The sequence below is a fragment of the Clostridium sp. FP1 genome (assembly GCF_011065975.2).
GTDB classification, from domain to species: Bacteria; Bacillota; Clostridia; order Clostridiales; family Clostridiaceae; genus Clostridium_AD; species Clostridium_AD tagluense.
The window spans coordinates 1,637,929-1,655,825 of the sequence record NZ_JAAMNJ020000001.1 but is presented as its reverse complement, the minus strand read 5'-3'; the positions used below and the strand labels follow the sequence as shown (position 1 = coordinate 1,655,825).

Genomic DNA, 17,897 nt, shown 5'->3' with positions numbered 1-17,897 from the left:
ATGCAATTAATGAGGCTAAAAAAAATAAACATAGAAGTATTATTAAAACTAATTATATTAATTGGATTCGCATTTTTCTTTTATTACATAATAAAAACAGATAAAGTACTACTTTACGTTAGCCCTAGGATTATCCCATATATGAAATTTGGAATTGTAGCAATGATTTTACTTTCACTATTCATTGCAGGCGAATTATTTAAACCAAAGAGAAAAGTAAATATAAAGCCTTATTTGTTTTTTATTATTCCTCTGTTTATGACCTTCCTAATACCAACAGCATCAGTTTCTTCAAAGTCAATGTCACGCACAACTCCTAAAAACGTTGAAAAAATTGTTGTTACAAAGCAGAATAACATTTCAGACAATAATATAATAGATACTACTAAAACTACAGATACTGCAAAAATAAATTCTAGTAAAGTAGATAAAGCTTTAAAAATGGAGGATAACACCATCTTTATTAATGATAATAATTTTGTGAAATGGGTACAAGAGATTTCTTATAATATGAATAAATACGAAGGTAAGAAAATTGAACTAACGGGTTTCGTATTTAAAGATAAGGCGTTTAAAATAAATGAGTTTGTTCCAGCTAGATTTATGATGTCCTGTTGCGCAGCAGACCTACAGCCAGTGGGCCTTTTGTGTCATTATGATAAAGCTAAGGATTTAAAACAAGATACATGGATACTTGTTAAAGGCAAAGTAGAAATAATAGATTATAAGGGTGAAAGAATTGCTATAATTGTAGCACAAAGTATAGCCAATGCGGAAAAGCAAAAAAATGAGTACGTCTATCCTTTTTAACAATTAGATTAGTACAATTTATCTCATTACTAATTTAATAACCCTATCTATTTAAGTTCATAAAAAAAAGGAGCCACAGCTCCTTTTTTTATGAGTAAATTTTCATTTTCATAAAAAATGTAATTCCAAAAAACATTGATGAAATCAGAACCATAGTAGCACCCGAAGCAGAACCTAAAAAATAAGATAAAATAAGTCCTGCTACTCCTGAAATAAGGGCAATTGCTATAGAGTATATATGGTACTGCCTCATATTGCTAGAAATATTTCTTGCAGCGGCGGCAGGTAGCACCAGCATGGAACTTATAATTAGAACTCCTACCCATTGGATAGACATTGTTACAATAATTGCAACAGTAGTTGTAAATAAATACTCATAAAAATTAATGTTAATACCTCTGCTTCTTGCCAATAAAGGATTTACACTTACTAATAAAAGCTTATTAAAGGCAATTACCCAGATAATAACCACAATTACAAATATAATTGGAAGTATTAACAAATCAATTTGACTAATGCTTAATAAATCACCTATAAGATAAACCGAATATTTTGTAAAGCCGCCTCCAAATGATAACATTACGACTCCAAGCGCAACTGCTGTAGATGAAAAAACACCTATTATAGTATCCGTTGAAGAAGTATTTACATTCTTAACTTTAGTTATTACTACAGCGAGCATAAGTGAAAATGCTAGCATAGACCATATTGGATTTTTAATACCTAAAATTACCCCAATTGCTATTCCCGTGAGAGCTGAATGTCCCAGTGCATCTGAAAAAAAAGCCATTTTATTATTTACAACCATGGTACCAAGTAAACCAAACATAGGAGTAACCAATAAAACCCCTAATAATGCATTTTTCATAAATGTATAATGAGCCCAATCAAAGGGAAGTAAAAAATCTACTATACTATACCATAAAGACATTAGTCATCCTCCCCATCGTTTCTATCTACCAAAACCTTATTCCAATCTACACCAAACACATCAATTACTTTTTCATTGCTAAATACTTCCTCTGCCGTACCACAGCATTCAATGGTTTTATTATTGATAAATGCAATGCGATCCGCATATTTTGATACTAAATGTAGATCATGAGAAACTAAAATAATAGATAAATCATATTCTTTTCTTAAATTTGATACAGTTTTATAGAATAATTTTAGCCCATTTTGATCAATTCCTGATACTGGCTCATCTAATAATAATATATCTGGTATAGGCTCTAGTGCTAAGGCTAGAAGCACTCTTTGCAATTCTCCACCGGATAGTACTCCTAAACGCTTATCTATAAGATATTCTCCATCAACCAAAGATAAACTCTTAAGAGCTTTTCGCCTTATATCTTTTGAAATAGAAAACCAAATCGGTCTACTACTTAATGTAGCTGCAAAAATATCCATAACACTTACAGGTGAGCTATTATCAAAATCAAGTTTTTGAGGTACGTATCCCATTTTAGGGTTATTGATAACCTTTTTATTTCCCCCAGCAAAGGTAATATGCCCTGAATGTGGTATTCCTCCCAATAAGGCTTTTATGAGCGTACTCTTTCCTGCACCATTTGCTCCTATTATAGCAGTCAAATCTCCGCAATGAATATGGAGATTGACATCTTTTAATATTTCTGTTTTTCCAATAGTCACACCAAAATCTTTTATTTTTGTGCAACATAGTCCACAGCTACATTTCTTACAATCTATATTTTTAATTTTATCACTATTTATTATCTTGTTACTATTTGTCATCTTATTACCACTTATTAATTTATTACTATTTATCATTTTAATGCCTCTTCCAATATTTTTAAATTACTGTTCATTATATTAATATACGCGTCTGCATCCATAGGTCCTGTAACGCCTGGATCAAGGGTATAAACCTTGGAGCCTGATTCTTTTGCAATAGTTTCAACAGCTTTAAGAGGATATTGTGGTTCTGCAAACAATGCTTTTACTTTTAGTTTTTTCACCTGCTCAACAGTCTCTTGCAACTCCTTTGCACTTGGAGCAGAACCAGGTTCACGTTCAATAACTCCTACTATGTTAAGATTAAATTCCTTGGCAAAATACGGAAATGCCTCGTGGAAAGTAACTATGTCACGATTTTTAATATTATCCAATGACTTGTGCATTTTATCTCTTTGAGCCTCAAGTTTCACTACATATGCATCAGTATTTTCTTTGTACTTTTGTGCATTAGTAGGATCTATTGTAGCTAACTGCTCTCCTATATTTTTCACTTGAGTTATACCATTAGAAATACTTACCCATAAATGTGGGTTGTATCCCTCGTCCCCCTCACCTTTAATCAATTTTATTCCTTTGCTTGAATCAATAACTTTAAGCTTAGGCATTTGCTTTGTTACCTTATCCATAAATGATTCCATATCTGCACCATTAGTTACAAACACCTGGGACGCATCTAGTGTTTTCATATCATCAGTAGTAATTGAATAATCATGAAGACATCCTGTGGTGGGTTTTGTCATATTTATAACTTTTACATTTGGAATATCCTTAGCCACATTTAGTGAAAATATGTACATAGGATAAAAGGAGGTTGCAACCGTCAATGTTTTTTTATTATTTGCACCAGCACCAGCTGATACCTCATTGTTTTTTTGCGTCGTACATCCACTAAAAAGCATTACAGATACAATCATTAGTGATGTTAGTTTAGCCCTTATATTTTTCATTTTTTATTCACCCTTTCGTTAAATGCAAATCATTTGCATCTAAGCATCTTTTATATTATAGTATTACTGATAATAATTTGCAACTTTAATTTTAATTAACTACTATCTAAAATTCAAAAAAGTTTTTCCTTATTTCTAGGCAGGTTATTATGAAGTTTAAAATCTACATTTCACTTTTTACATACCAATTAATTACTCTGAATTCTTTTAATAACTTATAAAATAATCCGTTGCAAATGATTTGCATTCGCATTTATATAATACATGTAAATCCAATCTTTGTCAATAATATAAACTGCATATTTATTATAAAATACATATTTTTTGTATAAAGTAAAAATCACACATAATAGTTTGTGTATTCTTAGTGATTATATTATACTATATGCAGTTGAGCTTATTTTTAAAATAGCACAATTTTATAAAAGGTACTAGGGAGGGTTAACTATGGATATCGTAGATGTACTAAATCAAATAAATAAGATAGGTGAAGATACAAAAGATAAAATTGCTCCTTTTGAAGTATTAAAAAAGTTTAAAAGTGGAAGGTCTGCTGCGGGAGTATATATGGTTGAATACGGCAGTGCTAATAGAGTAGGTATTTTAAAGGTAACTAAAAGCAATGAAGGAAAAGTATTTCAAAAAGCTTACGCACTAGCTGTAGAAAACAATATGCAAAAGTATATAGCTAAACTCATATCTAGTTATAAAATTCAAGACAAAAGCAAAGCTACATTTTATGTCAACTTATATGATTTAGCTGGGGATGATATATACAATAGTATGACATTTTTGGATAAGGTTCTAAATGAAGATGAGCTTAAAGATACTATAATTTCAACAATAACTAAGTTTTTATTTACTTGGAACAAAGAGCATGTTAAACAAAACATGTCTCCAATAGATATAGTTAAAAATGAACTTTCATATAGATATATGGACAGTAAATATATAAAATCTTTTGAATCAATAGGGATAGACAAAAATATAAAATGGATATCTTTAGATGGAACAGACATATTACTACCTAATCCATATTATTATTTTAATAATGAAAATGTTTGGAATAATTTAAAGGTAATTTGTCTTACCTCCTATGCACATGGAGATTTTCAAGGAGATAATATTATAATTACTGAAAATAAGCCTATTATAATTGATTTTTGTGATCTTCTAGAAGATTGTAATGTTTTCCACGATTTAAGATATCTTGAGTCCATAACCATTGGCGATTGTTTAGAAATTGATAAAGAGTCAGATAGGGAATTATGGAGTAAGGTATGTGAAAGCTTAAGTGCTGAAATAACAGACGTAGAGCTTCCTCAAGGAAAAGGGATGACTCTTTTAAGACAACTTATAAGCAAGCTTCGAGAAAACGTTAAGTTAATAGTTTGCGATAGTCGTAATAGTTTATATGATCCATCCTTCCATCTAGCAGGCATGGCTTGTGGATTAATTAATATGAGAAAATACCCAACTGTGAACAAGAAAAAGGCAGCTTTTATATATGCAGCCTTTAACTTAAAAAACTTTCTCAAAGATGAAGCTGTTAATATGTATGACCCTAAATTAGATTCATGTATGGTTTTTAATTGGAAGAATCAAAAAATCGGAAATCAGCTAGTAGTTTTAGAGCCAACTAAATAACATAAAATGAGTAACCGAAATTTGAAATGATTTCTGGGGAATGTAGCTAGATTTGTGTAAATAAATCTAGCTACATTCCCCTTTTTCTATAATTTTTCTTTCCCCATCCACTTTCTTAATACTTCTGGGACAATAATGCTTCCATCTTCTTGCTGCATTTGTTCTACTATCGCAGGAAGTAATCTACTTGTAGCTAGACCAGATGCATTTAGAGTATGAACATACTCTGTATTTTTGCTTCCATTTCTTTTAAACCGAATCATTCCCCGTCTTGCTTGATAATCCCGAGCATTTGATGCTGAACTTACTTCTTTATACTCATTCATGCTAGGAATCCATATTTCAATATCATAAGTCCTTGCCATAGATGCACTGCAATCTTTTGCAGCTAATTTAGTCACGCGATAATGAAGTCCTAATCCTTGAACAAGCTTCTCTGCCTTACCCAAAAGTTCTTCGAAAGCAGCATCCGAATCTTCTGGCTTTGTATATTGAAACATTTCTACCTTATTAAATTGGTGTCCTCTAATCATTCCTCTTTCTGATGCTCTGTAGCTTCCTGCTTCCACCCGATAACAAGGGGTATATGAAAAATATTTTTTTGGAAGTTCCTCTTCCTTTAGAATTTCATCTCTATGCAAATTAATTAATGCAGTTTCAGAGGTTGGAAGTAAAAATTGACTATTTTCATTGTTTTTATTATCAGTAACCTTAAAAACTTCATCCTGAAATTTAGGAAACTGACCTGCTGTTAATCCACACTGGTATGATAAAATATGTGGAGGTAAAATAAACTCATACCCATCCTTTATATGTTCTTCTATAAAATAATTAAGAAGTGCCCATTCAAGCATAGCACCATCACCCTTATAAATCCAAAAACCATTTCCTGCAAGCTTTACGCCTCTTTCATAATCTATTAAATTATGCATTGTTACAAGCTCTACATGATCTCTCGGAATAAATTTAAAATCAGGTTTTTTACCCCACTCCCTTATCACCTTATTATTTTCCTTTCCTCCAGCCACTACATCATTATCTGGTAAATTAGGTAAGGCCTCTAAGAAGGTATTTATTTTTTCTCCAAGTGGCGTCAATCTATCCTCGAGCATCTTTATGTTACTTGAAACCTCTTTCATTTCCAAATAATAAATTTCAATATTTTCACCCTTTCTTTTAAGTTCCGGTATTTCTTTAGACACTTTATTTTTTTTATTTTTTAAGATATCAATGTCAAATATTAATTTTCTTCTTTCTGCATCCCATTGAAGTAGCTCATCAAAATCAATATTATCCATGCGCTTAGAAAGTGCCTCTTTAACCATTTGGGTGTTTTCTCTAATTAAATTCAAATCTAACATAATATAATACCTCCTTAATATATTTTCAATAGCTTAGACATTGTAGTTAATATTTTTTTAAAACAAAAAACTCCCATCTCCATAAAACTATAGAGACGGGAGCTAAACTCTCGCGGTGCCACTCAATTTGTCATATGTAAATATGACCACTTTATTGTGAGATAAAGGACACAAACCTTTCTCGCTTTAGCTTATTGCTATGGAATCGGAGGGATTATATTGCACACTGATTTTCACCAACCACCAGCTCTCTTAATTGCTATAATAATCTTAATTTCCATAATTGCTAAAATATATTAACATATTTTAAATCTGCAAAGCTATTCTTTACGATATAATATCATTAAATGTAAAAAAAGTAAAGAATCTATATTAGATATCTAATATTTATATAAATCTTTATATATTTTCTTAATATCCTCTAGGGTCATTTCAACATAATTATTTTGAAGTAATCTTCCTTGAGTTTCTATAACACTTTGACTAAATATTTCTATTTCTTCTTCCTTCATGCCATACTCATTTAGGCTCTTCCTTACTATTAGATTATTTAATAGCTCTTCCAATGCTTCATAAGCTTTTTTCTCTGGCACATTAAGAATATCAGCTATAAATTGATTAACTCTCTTGATTTTACCATTTGGATTACTTTTATTATAAAATTTAAACACTTCTATAAAGAATGCATAATTTGCTTCACCATGAGGCACATGATATTTTCCTCCTAAGGGATATGAAAGTGCATGTACAGCACCAACTCCTGCATTTCCAAATGCTATACCAGCATAGTTACTCCCTATAAGAAAGTCTTCTATTAGCTCTTTTCTATAATCTACCCCTTTTTCTATTATAGCCTTATAACCATTTATTATTATCTTAATAGCCTCAAAACTAAACATTTCGGTATAAGTATTTGCTTTAGGGGATACTAATGACTCTATAGCATGTATAAGCGCATCTATTGAGCTATATACAAAGAATTCATAAGGAAGTTCCTCTACAAGTTCAGGTATTAAAACTGCATAATCAGCATATAGCTCGTCTGCAGCAAGACCCATTTTTGTACCTTTTGATTTTATTTCTGTAATTGATATATTTGTAACTTCACTTCCTGTTCCACAGGTTGTAGGAACTATTATAAGCTTCTTTTCCTTTATTACAGGTATCTTTCTTTCAAAAAGCTCTTTAGTTGTTGTTACGTCCTTTAGTATTAATATTTTGGCAATATCTATTATAGAACCCCCACCTATTGCAACAACTCTATCTATTTTCTTGTACTTTATTTCTCCTATTATTTTATCTATTATATCATCTGAAGGTTCTTGGATATTGTAATCTCCTTTAAATATATAGTTACAGTTTATATTTAATTTTTCAAGGAATTTGTCATATAAAAATTTGTTAGTGAATATTAAGTCCTTTTCTCCCAGTTTAAATTCATTAGCAAACTCTAAGCAATTACTGAATTTATATATTTGTGGTTTTAATTCTAAAAGTTTCATTGTTACCTCCCCGTGTTTCTTAATCATATTTTAAACTTTTGCACCATTTCATTAAGCTTTTGAGCAAGTCCCGCTTGACTTTGTGCAATCATCGCTACCTGTTTTGTAGCTTTCGTAGTATCATCCATACTCTCTTTTATTGTTTCAGCATGTTCATTGGATTCTTGTGAGGATTGTGCCATATTCTGTACTGCTTCGCTTACTTGACCTACTGTAGCTGTAATTTCTTCTGACATAGCCGCAATTTCCTCAGCCATTCTGCTTGCAAAATCAGAGTCATTATAATACTGATTTCCTGTTTCACCATATGCATCAAATTGTACCTGTATATCCTTGTTAATAAATTCTAATATATCACTGCCAGTACTAGTACTACTTTTAAATGCACCCTGAACTCTTATAATTGTATCTTGAATACTTGTTACTGCCTGGGATGATTTTTCTGCAAGTTTTCTAACCTCATCAGCAACCACTGCAAATCCTCTTCCCTGTTCACCAGCTCTCGCTGCTTCTATAGCGGCATTTAATGCAAGTAAGTTAGTCTGTTCCGCAATAGTTGCTATGGTATTTGCCATAACCTTGATACTATCTACTACCTTACCATCCTCAATAGCTGTTAGCATCTTATCTTGCTTTTCGGCGTACAATTTCTGAGTATCTTCTATAGCTTTTTCGCTACTTTTTTTAACCTCTGTAGCCCTTTCTTTTGCTACATTTGCATTATTACTTCCATCCATAGCCTTTTGGGAAAGCTCATTAATGCTTGAATCTACTTCTTCTATGGATGCACTTATTTCCTCAGTTGCTGCACTTGAATCTTGCATTCCATTTGCAATATTCTTAACAGCATTGTCTACTGTTACAATTGTTGATGTTAATTCCTCCATGGTTGTTGAAAGTTCCTCTGAGGATTTTGTAAGAGTCTGGGAATTATCCATAATCCCTTTTATCAAATGAGAAACTCCATTTCGCATATCGGATAATGAATTTGCTATTTTACCTATTTCATCTTGCCTTTTTGTAAGTTCATTGATTTCCTGGCTATCAGTAAAATCAAATTTACCGATTTTATCAATCCCCGTTACCATCTTGTTAAGTGGTGCAAGTGCTCTGCCAAAAATAAACATAAGCAAGATACTAGTTATTATAAGTGAAGCAATAGATATTATAGATTGAATAAGCAATGTTTTATTTGCAACCTCTGTTATACCTGCTTCTGGTATACCAATATCAAGTGTTCCCATTAATTTTTCGTTTTTGTATACCGGTACCATAATGTCATATGTCCAATTTTTTTGAACATCGGCATAAAACCTGGAGGTTTTTATATTTCCATTCTTTGCTCCATCTACAGTATAATCATCATCATAAACTTTTCCTATTTTCATACTATCACTGTGAGCTATAGCTTTGACATTAGTATCTAATATGGCTATGTAAGTAATATTGCTTTGCTTTGACTTGTTAACAACAAAGCTTTGTAAATCTTCAATATTACTGTCTTTTGTGTCTAATATGGTTTTTACTTGATAAGAAATCTCCTTTGCAGTTTCCAATGATTTACTTAGTAAAACAGTTTTCATCTCATTTTTTATGAGAAGACTTACAACAAATGTACTTAGTAATAATACCGCAAAAAAAATAGCTAAAGTTATAGAAACTAACTTCCCCTTTAATGTCTTTGATTTTTCATTTTTCATTTGTATCACTCCTTTAATATAAAAAAATTGAATCCCAAGCTTAACAGTTACATTCTTAAAACGAAACAGTCTTGCTAAAAATCCATTATTCTACTATGGCATTACAATCCATAACTACCTATTATATCATAAGCTATTGGAAATTTAAACTATTGGAAAGATTGACCACAGGTAACCATATTTTTTTTAGCGTCTTAACATACATTTCCATTTTTCAAAAATCAATTACAGCTACTAGAATATTTCACCAGTTATATTTCCAACCAGGGCTGCGTAAAGAGTGAATCTGGTGCTGGTAAAATCGTCATAATTTCATTAAAAGATATACCTGAAAGTAAGCGATGGAACACCTACCGTATCCTAAAAAACAAGCTCCACATCAAAGCTGTGAAGCTTGTTTTTTAATAGAATCCTTCTTTTGAAATTTCTTTTATATAGTTATACTGTTTTTGAATGAGTTTCTTAAATTCGGGATCTGATAGCTCATTATATATAGCTATGCCTTCTTCATAAAGACATTCATATATCAAATCACAATAATCATCATCTTCTCGATGCATTTTTTTGTATCGCTGTTCCAGCTCATATGGGAAATCAAGAGTATATGATATATCGTCAATTTTACCGCTAAGAAACTCTTTGGTCATGTTCATCATGTAGTCAATATTAGGCTGACTCACTGCAAGGTTCCTCCTTTTTGCTTATTTCTGTTTCTGTTGTATTTATTCTGCATTCAAGCTGTACCTTATCTGCCCATGGCAAATATTCATCAAGCACAGAAGAATTTGATGCAAAATTACTATTGGGCAGTTTTCGGAAGAGATATTCAAGATATTTATAAGCATCTAAGTTATTTGCTGCTGCCGTATTTATAATGCTGAATACAGTAGCTGAGGCTTCTGCTCCCTCTGGCGAATCAGAAAACAGTGAGTTCTTTCGCGTGATTGCCACGGGTTTCACAGCAATTTCGGATCCTAATCCTAAGCTAAGGATTAGGATCCTTATGCTAAGGAATATATTATCCTCAGGATTTGCATAAAACCCTTGCTGTTAGAGGATTTTATGCATAAATCCTAAGGATTATATTTTTACCTAAGGCCACACAGTTTAGCCATTTTCTCTTCGGAGTCAACCCAAAGTGGTTTTTCATCTTTCGTCTGCGGGGATTCAACAGAATCCATTGCTTTACGCATCATGGCTAAAGAAGGCCTTGCATAGATCCGAGTAGTATCAAGAAAAGCGTGACCCAAAATCCTGGAAACAAGAGCAAGTTCAACTCCGTTTTGATACAAATTTGTTGCCCTTGTTCGCCGCAACATATGTGGATATACACGTGGCGGTATATCATGACAGAATTCTCTGGCCTTGGCAGCATACTGCTGTATGAACCGTTCCACATTACCCTCCGACATTTTCCCGGCTTTCCCTTTAATGATTGTATAGAAAAGCAGATTAGTGTCTAGGTTATGTTTTGAGTGATAACCATCAAGGTATTGCTTAATATGTTTTACGGTTTTGACGTTAATTGCAACAACACGTTCCTTGCTGCCCTTACCCATAACACGGATGTAGGGATTTTCTTCGCTCAAGCAGATATCATTTACCCGAAGGTTCAGTATCTCCGCAAGCCTGACAGCGCTATCGTATAACAGAATCATGATAGTTCGGTCCCGTAATCCCATGCGGGTATTGGCTGGTTGAGTGAAAATGGCATTTAGGGCATCCTCGGAAAGCACAAATTTCTCATTAGCAGGATTTTTAGATTGGGGAACACGGCTCACCTCAAGAGCGATGGATTGCAGTGTCACATCTTTGTCTGCTGCAAACCACAGATATGATTTGAGCGCAGCTAGCCGCTGGTTACGTGTGCCAGGCTTGTTCCCTTGAGCTTTTAAATATTCAAGAAACTCGAAGATGCAGTTTCTGGTACACTGGACAAATGTAAATTTAGCTATGGATATATTGAGCTCGTTTAGGATATATCTGCGAAAAAGAGTAAGAGCATCTCTGTAGGACTCTATCGTGTCAGGGCTCCGCCCCAACTGTTTTGCCATATATATGTCAAGAAACTCATATGTCATTGAGAAAAATAAATTACTGTTGCTATTCTTCATAGGGACCCACCTCCGGGATAATCCTGTCAGCGACGCTGTCGTGCTTTCTGACTATCTCAAATGCGGATATACTCTGATGATAATAATACTGCGTTTCATCGATTGAGGTATGTCCAAGATACCGGCTCAAATACGGCATCATGGCCTCGAAATCCTTGCCTTCGTTCATCCAGTCGTTCATTTTTGTTACCACAAATGTATGTCGGAGGGAATGAACTGTAGGTTTTTTATCGACTTTTCCTGCATAAGAGGTCATATTCCAAAATTCTTTGAACTTTTTATCAATGCTTGTTTTCGGTAATGGTTTGGATTCATCCCGTGCCGGGAAGAACCACTCCCTATCAGGCACCAGCTTCTGCATAAGCATGTCATATCTTTTGCACATTTTCAGTATGTCTTCATACATGAAAACCACACGGTCCTTACGCCCTTTTGATTGGTAGATGCAAAGACAACCATTTTCAAGATCGACTGCAGATTTTTTCAGATAACAGCCTTCGGACAACCGCAGCCCACAGCAGTAGAACAGCCTGAACAACACACTATATGATAATGATAAACGCAGAAAACTTGACTGGCAAGGCAAGAATCTGTCAACTGCTTTGTAAAACTCATGCATTTCATCGGGTGATAGAATGTGCGGGACTGAAATTGAGTTAGACTCAAAAGCCCGGGGAATGTAGGCCTCTATATTCAATGAGATCATATACATAGCCAACTGCCTTACGAAAGAAACCCTTTGGTTGCGATAATTTTTGCTTTCTGTCGACCTTTGCTCAGCCCATGCCATTACTAGATCTCTTGTCAGGCTGCCGTTATTATATCCGTTTTCGGTGCAAAACCGATCAAAGTGTTCCAGCATATACGCTTCGAACTCGTATCTATAGCCATCGGCTCTTTTTTGACTGATCAAGCCCGAAATATATGGAGCTAATTGGCTGTGATACTCATAATGTTTCATAGACTGAATCCTCCGGAATATTCAATACCTTTTAAGCCAATGGCACATAAGCGCATTTGATCTTCATTAGTAGCAAGATACTCATCAACAGTATGGACGCCAACATGTCCCAGTGCTGCAGCGATTGACGGAACAGAACTGCCGGCTGCCAGGAGCTTTGAAGCGAATGTTTTTCTGGTCACGTGGAAACCATGTATTACCTCACTATCATACTGAGCCGTTACTACCGCTCTCAATAATCTCCCAAAGGTACTACCAAGTTTGCAATAGGGTGCCCGATGATGGACAAAGACGTAGCAGGAATTGCTTTGAGGCCTACCTTCAAATATGTAACGATACAGGCTGTTGCCTGCATCAACAAGTAATGGTAATTTCAAATACACACCTGTTTTCTGCTGAATAAAAGAAATTGAATTCTCTTTCCATGAGATGTCAGTCAGTTTGAGATTTGCAATATCAGATGCCCTTAAACCCATTCTGAGACCCAACATAACAATCGCAATATTTCTCAACTTAATTGGGCGATCAACATTTTGCCGGAAAGTATAGATAGCATCAATTTGTTTATCTGACAGAGTAGTTACAATAGAATTGTGTGGTGCCATTTCTGTTGACACAGCAAGCTCGAGGGTATCAGGTATCAGTCCCTTTCGGGCAAGAAATCTGAGAAAACCTCGGATTTTAACAGCGTAAGCGTTCTTTCCTTCAATCGTGCTGTGATTATCGTGAACCTGAAAATCCTTAATAACTTCACCCGTAATCCCTTTCTCACTAACAATGCCGCGCTTATCTAAAAAAACAATGAACCTGGAACAAGAACTACCTATCATACACATGGTGGAGTCGGCACAACCTTCATGTTTTCTCTCTAAGAGATACTGAGACTGCAAGTTATCGCCCCACACAGGAAGACAATATTTTGGCTCATGAGTGGAAAAGCAACTAGTTGTCAAAGCTCCCGTGCATAAAATCTCATTAATGCTTAAAAGAACCCTTCGAAAAGCCAAGTACTTAGCTCGGGACCATTTTGATTTCTGAAACTCAAGCCAATCCAGTGCTAAATCATTAGAATACGAGAAGGAATTTGCATCCATAAAAACTCTAAAATCTCTTGATGCTTGTGCATCCATTTTGCGAATAAAAGACGAATATTTCCGATTTTTGTGTATGTCAGCAAGTTGCTTAGCAGCTGTGTCATATTCTACCATTGAATGCGGAATATCTTTCTCTAAAGAATTGAAAAACTTCAAGAACCTATTACGCTCTGGTTCCGGTAATTCTGCAACAATAATTAGGTCGGGAATGACAAATTTATTGAGTGCAAGTCCTACAGTTTTGAAAACCAGTCCATGGTCAGCCATGTACATAAGACAATGGCTAATTTCATTATTGCACCGATTCTTGACCTTCGATGAAATATGGATGTCTTTGGTAAAAAATGATTTCACAATTCCATGGGTAATCTCAGAAGGCTGACTTATACCTTCGAACTTTAAAAATAAAAAAAAACGAGAGCAAGCGTTTCTTATCTGAGTTAGGTATGAAGCCTTATGGCTGCAAGTTAATCTTGCAAGATAGTTATCCAAGATTGTTCTGCTCCAATTTGGAAGCTGATTATAGGGGGGCGTACGTTCAATTTTAGTTTGCAGACTCATAGTTACACCACCATGTTCCATGATATCTTCCAATACGCTCATCGCTTTTCTTGATTCTTTGACTTTGTGAGTTTTCCAGTGTTCCTTACTGTTATTAATCCATTGATTTGTAAGTTCGGTTGAATATGAAAGTCCCCTATATTCCATATATTCTTTGAACTCTCTGGCGGCAACTCGGAAAGCAGAACAGCAGCTATCTGAATATTCGAGCCTGCTGTAGTCATTTAGTCCGACTTTAACTGCTTCATCATAACATTGATAATACATGATAAAACCTCCTAGTAGTTTTACCATAAGTATGTCCTGAGCTGCTGCTGTTTAAACATAATCCTCAGGATTTATGCAGAAACTCTGCTGATATCAATGGTTTTCTTCAAATCCTTAGGATTATATTTTTCTTGGCATAACGATAGATTGTTTGATAAAGGTATTCTTCCATCAAGCAGAAAATTGGTAAAATATTTTTTATGATTTAGTGTATATCCCAAAGCTTTTTTAAGGTTCTCTTGATTAGTGAAGGTATTTTCTGCCCATGCGAAAAAGGCATCCAGTACAGGGACACTATATATAAGTCTGTTTTTTCCTCTTTCCTCAGGTGATAACTCTTTCCATTTTCTTTCTAATCTAAAGAGTTTATCACAATAAGCTCGTCCAATGGCTCCGCCCGATCCTAGAATTTCTTTTTTACCAGAATCCAGGGGAATAGCTTCAAGATAATATCTTCTTAGATGGCTAAAGCAAAGACAACGTGTAATTCCTTCAACCTTTTCATATCCAGCATATGCATCACTTACGTGATAACCATGAAAACCTCCAAGGAACTTCTTTGCATGATCACCTGAACGGCTACTAGTATATTTATATAAAATTATGGGGGGACCTTCACAGTTTCCACTTCTATGTATCCAAATGTAAGATTTGCTTGATGCCTTTTTTCCCTCCTCGTGATTTACCTGCCAGGTTGTTTCATCGCTCATGATAACACCGCATTTCAACAATTGCTCGTGCATTTTCTCATATAGAGGCATAAGCCAATATTCAGAACTACGTATCACCCAGTTTGCCATCATGTCTCTCTTAAGCTCAGCACCCATTCTTTTAAAGTCTTTTTCCTGGCGATATAGTGGTACTGACATCATATACTTTTGATACATTACCCATGCCACACATGAAGGCGATGCAAAAGAGTGCGAAAGCACAGGTGCTGGTACAGGCGCGCAGGATATAGAATCATATGGATTGGTATCATTTTTTCCACATTCAATGCATTTGTATACATATTGGACGTAGTCCTTCATTACTAGCTTCGCTGGGATATATTCCATTTCAGATCTTACTTTTTTCTTTCCGATTATCTTAAGTTCACTGCCACAGATTTTACATATAGCCTCTTCGGCATTAAGTACACATTCAATTACCTCATGTGACAATGCTTTAATCAAATTTTCTCTGTCACCTTTTTTTCTTACAGGTCGCTTATGTTCTTTAATATTTATAACCTTGTTTTCGGTTTTATCTGAAAATTCATCAATTAGTTCACCGAAGAGGAAACATTGCCCATATATCAGAGGTGTTTTCTCACTTGATGCTCCAAAGCGCTGTTTTGATGCATGTAACACTGCTTGAGTGAGAATCTCAACGTTGTGCTCCAGTAAACTCACCTTTTCCTGCAGCATTCTGTTTTCATTTTCAAGTTGTCTAATACGTTGATTTTTTTCATCAAAAGACTGCATTTAAAAGGCTCCTTTCCAGTTAATCTATTAATTATATTATACCAGAAAAACGACTATTATACTAGATTTTAGGTGGTATTAAAAAATCATATTTTGAGTATTAATATTTTCCCTATGTACCTTTTTCTGATCAATTTGCAGCCCCTCCAAAAGCCATTCCATTTGACGTTTTGTTATATCTCTTATTTCCCCTTGATTCTTCGGCCATTGGAATTTCATATCATCAGAAAGAAATTTTGTAACCAAAATAAATCCATTTCGGTCCCAGCGTAATGCCCTAAGTGAGTTATGCCGTTTATTGCAGAATAAGAAAACACTTTTACCAGAGTAAGGATCAAGTTTGAATTTCAATGAAACCAATGCAGCAAGTCCATTTTGTTGTTTACGAAAATCTGTTGCGCCAAGAGCAATATAGATGTGTTCAGCCTCATCGGCTATATGATGTATCATAATTCCTGCAGAACTTTCATTAGTCCTGCTAAAGAAGTTTGATTGAAATTGCTTGGAACTGTTACCTGTATACCCTTGAAAAATATCTGAAAATCATTCGATTTATCTGAATTTAGTATTGCCTCATCGGCAGTTGAAAGGATTGGGGTGATTTCGGCAAATGACATTTCGTTATCCGACTTTTGGTTTTTAGTTAATTTATGATTCCAATAATGATATTTACTTTTGCTAATTTCATTGTTTTTACACCATTCTGAAACTGACATTCCGCTTTTAGTTCTTTCATTAATTCTTTGCTCCCAGAGAAGCTGATCTTTAGTTGTGGATCTCAAAATAAAACCTCCCCTCGATTACTTTATTAAAGTATATCAAAAGGGAGGTTAACTTGCATGACGGTGTTTGTTCCATCGCTTACTACCTGAAACAAGTCCTGCAGTATTTAAATACATCTAATGTTAAGGTTCAACCGGATTTAAAAATAAAACTGGTGAAGAAACATGGGTATTTAAATACATCTAATGTTAAGGTTCAACTAATACTTCCGAACTTGCCCCAGTACCTAATGTAATTTAAATACATCTAATGTTAAGGTTCAACTTGCAAGATTAACTGGTGCAACTGGCAAGAAATTATTTAAATACATCTAATGTTAAGGTTCAACAGCACTAAATAAAAAACACAAAATAGGATTATCACAATTTAAATACATCTAATGTTAAGGTTCAACACTATTAATTACTTTAAAAGGGAACAACCTTGGCTATTTAAATACATCTAATGTTAAGGTTCAACAAGATTAAAGCTTTACAATCACAAATAGATGCGCTATTTAAATACATCTAATGTTAAGGTTCAACAATAGTGGCACAATGGTTTGGTTGTCAGCTACAGGATTTAAATACATCTAATGTTAAGGTTCAACATGCTTATTGGCTGTTAAAAGAAAGAACTGGTGAATTTAAATACATCTAATGTTAAGGTTCAACACATAAGTGTCCATGTCACGAGTTGTCCTTGCGCTATTTAAATACATCTAATGTTAAGGTTCAACAATCTTAAAGAAAAAAGGACACAATCTTACTCCTAAATTTAAATACATCTAATGTTAAGGTTCAACCCTTTCTTGGATGGGGATGGTGTACAAGCCTACTGATTTAAATACATCTAATGTTAAGGTTCAACCATAACATTTTTAGCTAGATATTGTATGGCCTTTAGATTTAAATACATCTAATGTTAAGGTTCAACAATTATCTGAA

General features: G+C 34.2%; 16 protein-coding genes and 1 CRISPR repeat array (1 of these 17 running past the window's edge). Of the genes, 2 read left to right on the top strand and 14 right to left on the bottom strand.

The window, feature by feature from the left end; genetic code table 11:
- The gene (locus G9F70_RS07985) at positions 1-810 is read left to right on the top strand and encodes a TIGR03943 family putative permease subunit (protein ID WP_164947827.1); all 810 of its coding nucleotides are present in this window, start codon (positions 1-3) and stop codon (positions 808-810) included.
- A gap of 88 nt (positions 811-898) precedes the next feature.
- On the opposite strand, the gene G9F70_RS07980 is transcribed toward G9F70_RS07985, so the two are convergent.
- From G9F70_RS07980 to G9F70_RS07970, 3 genes are read right to left on the bottom strand one after another with little or no spacing between them, the layout of a single operon-like run.
- Positions 899-1,741 carry a metal ABC transporter permease gene (locus G9F70_RS07980; RefSeq protein ID WP_164947826.1) on the bottom strand — a complete coding sequence of 281 codons (843 nt, stop codon included), beginning with the start codon at positions 1,739-1,741 and terminating at the stop codon, positions 899-901.
- Entirely contained in the window at positions 1,741-2,565 is an 825-nt protein-coding gene (locus tag G9F70_RS07975; RefSeq protein ID WP_164947830.1) for a metal ABC transporter ATP-binding protein, read from the bottom strand. Before G9F70_RS07975 ends, G9F70_RS07980 begins: the two co-directional genes overlap by 1 nt.
- A gap of 32 nt (positions 2,566-2,597) precedes the next feature.
- Entirely contained in the window at positions 2,598-3,515 is a 918-nt protein-coding gene (locus G9F70_RS07970) for a metal ABC transporter substrate-binding protein (protein WP_164947825.1), read from the bottom strand.
- A gap of 447 nt (positions 3,516-3,962) precedes the next feature.
- Here G9F70_RS07970 and G9F70_RS07965 point away from each other — a divergent pair, with 447 nt between their 5' ends.
- Complete coding sequence (locus G9F70_RS07965; RefSeq protein WP_164947824.1) at positions 3,963-5,162, top strand: hypothetical protein; 1,200 nt, start codon at positions 3,963-3,965, stop codon at positions 5,160-5,162.
- Positions 5,163-5,248: 86 nt separating this feature from the next.
- On the opposite strand, the gene serS is transcribed toward G9F70_RS07965, so the two are convergent.
- The 11 genes from serS to tnpA form a co-directional block, all read right to left on the bottom strand.
- Positions 5,249-6,523 carry a serine--tRNA ligase gene (gene serS, locus G9F70_RS07960; RefSeq protein ID WP_164947823.1) on the bottom strand — a complete coding sequence of 425 codons (1,275 nt, stop codon included), beginning with the start codon at positions 6,521-6,523 and terminating at the stop codon, positions 5,249-5,251.
- A gap of 380 nt (positions 6,524-6,903) precedes the next feature.
- A complete protein-coding gene (locus G9F70_RS07955; RefSeq protein ID WP_164947822.1) occupies positions 6,904-8,025 on the bottom strand; it encodes a 4-hydroxybutyrate dehydrogenase in 1,122 nt (373 codons plus the stop codon).
- A 23-nt stretch (positions 8,026-8,048) separates the two neighbouring features.
- A complete protein-coding gene (locus G9F70_RS07950) occupies positions 8,049-9,725 on the bottom strand; it encodes a methyl-accepting chemotaxis protein (RefSeq protein ID WP_164947821.1) in 1,677 nt (558 codons plus the stop codon).
- 401 nt (positions 9,726-10,126) lie between these two features.
- On the bottom strand, positions 10,127-10,405 hold the full coding sequence (locus G9F70_RS07945; protein ID WP_164947820.1) for a hypothetical protein: 279 nt from the start codon (positions 10,403-10,405) through the stop codon (positions 10,127-10,129).
- Positions 10,392-10,676, bottom strand: coding sequence for a transposase domain-containing protein (locus G9F70_RS07940; protein WP_224617471.1), 285 nt, complete (start codon positions 10,674-10,676; stop codon positions 10,392-10,394). Before G9F70_RS07940 ends, G9F70_RS07945 begins: the two co-directional genes overlap by 14 nt.
- 137 nt (positions 10,677-10,813) lie before the next feature.
- Positions 10,814-11,839 carry a tyrosine-type recombinase/integrase gene (locus G9F70_RS07935; RefSeq protein WP_164948056.1) on the bottom strand — a complete coding sequence of 342 codons (1,026 nt, stop codon included), beginning with the start codon at positions 11,837-11,839 and terminating at the stop codon, positions 10,814-10,816.
- Positions 11,829-12,800 (bottom strand): tyrosine-type recombinase/integrase, encoded by a 972-nt coding sequence (locus G9F70_RS07930; RefSeq protein ID WP_164948055.1) that lies wholly within the window; start codon positions 12,798-12,800, stop codon positions 11,829-11,831. The genes G9F70_RS07935 and G9F70_RS07930 overlap by 11 nt, the downstream gene beginning before the upstream one ends.
- On the bottom strand, positions 12,797-14,722 hold the full coding sequence (locus tag G9F70_RS07925) for a tyrosine-type recombinase/integrase (protein WP_164948054.1): 1,926 nt from the start codon (positions 14,720-14,722) through the stop codon (positions 12,797-12,799). The genes G9F70_RS07930 and G9F70_RS07925 overlap by 4 nt, the downstream gene beginning before the upstream one ends.
- Before the next feature lie 71 nt (positions 14,723-14,793).
- The gene (gene tnpC, locus G9F70_RS07920) at positions 14,794-16,188 is read right to left on the bottom strand and encodes an IS66 family transposase (protein ID WP_224617470.1); all 1,395 of its coding nucleotides are present in this window, start codon (positions 16,186-16,188) and stop codon (positions 14,794-14,796) included.
- A 78-nt stretch (positions 16,189-16,266) separates the two neighbouring features.
- A complete protein-coding gene (gene tnpB, locus G9F70_RS07915) occupies positions 16,267-16,638 on the bottom strand; it encodes an IS66 family insertion sequence element accessory protein TnpB (protein WP_164945505.1) in 372 nt (123 codons plus the stop codon).
- Positions 16,635-16,970 (bottom strand): IS66 family insertion sequence element accessory protein TnpA, encoded by a 336-nt coding sequence (tnpA, locus tag G9F70_RS07910; protein WP_164945504.1) that lies wholly within the window; start codon positions 16,968-16,970, stop codon positions 16,635-16,637. The genes tnpB and tnpA overlap by 4 nt, the downstream gene beginning before the upstream one ends.
- Positions 16,971-17,075: 105 nt before the next feature.
- Positions 17,076-17,897: a CRISPR direct-repeat array (repeat unit 30 nt; unit sequence ATTTAAATACATCTAATGTTAAGGTTCAAC); it runs 1,569 nt beyond the window's last position.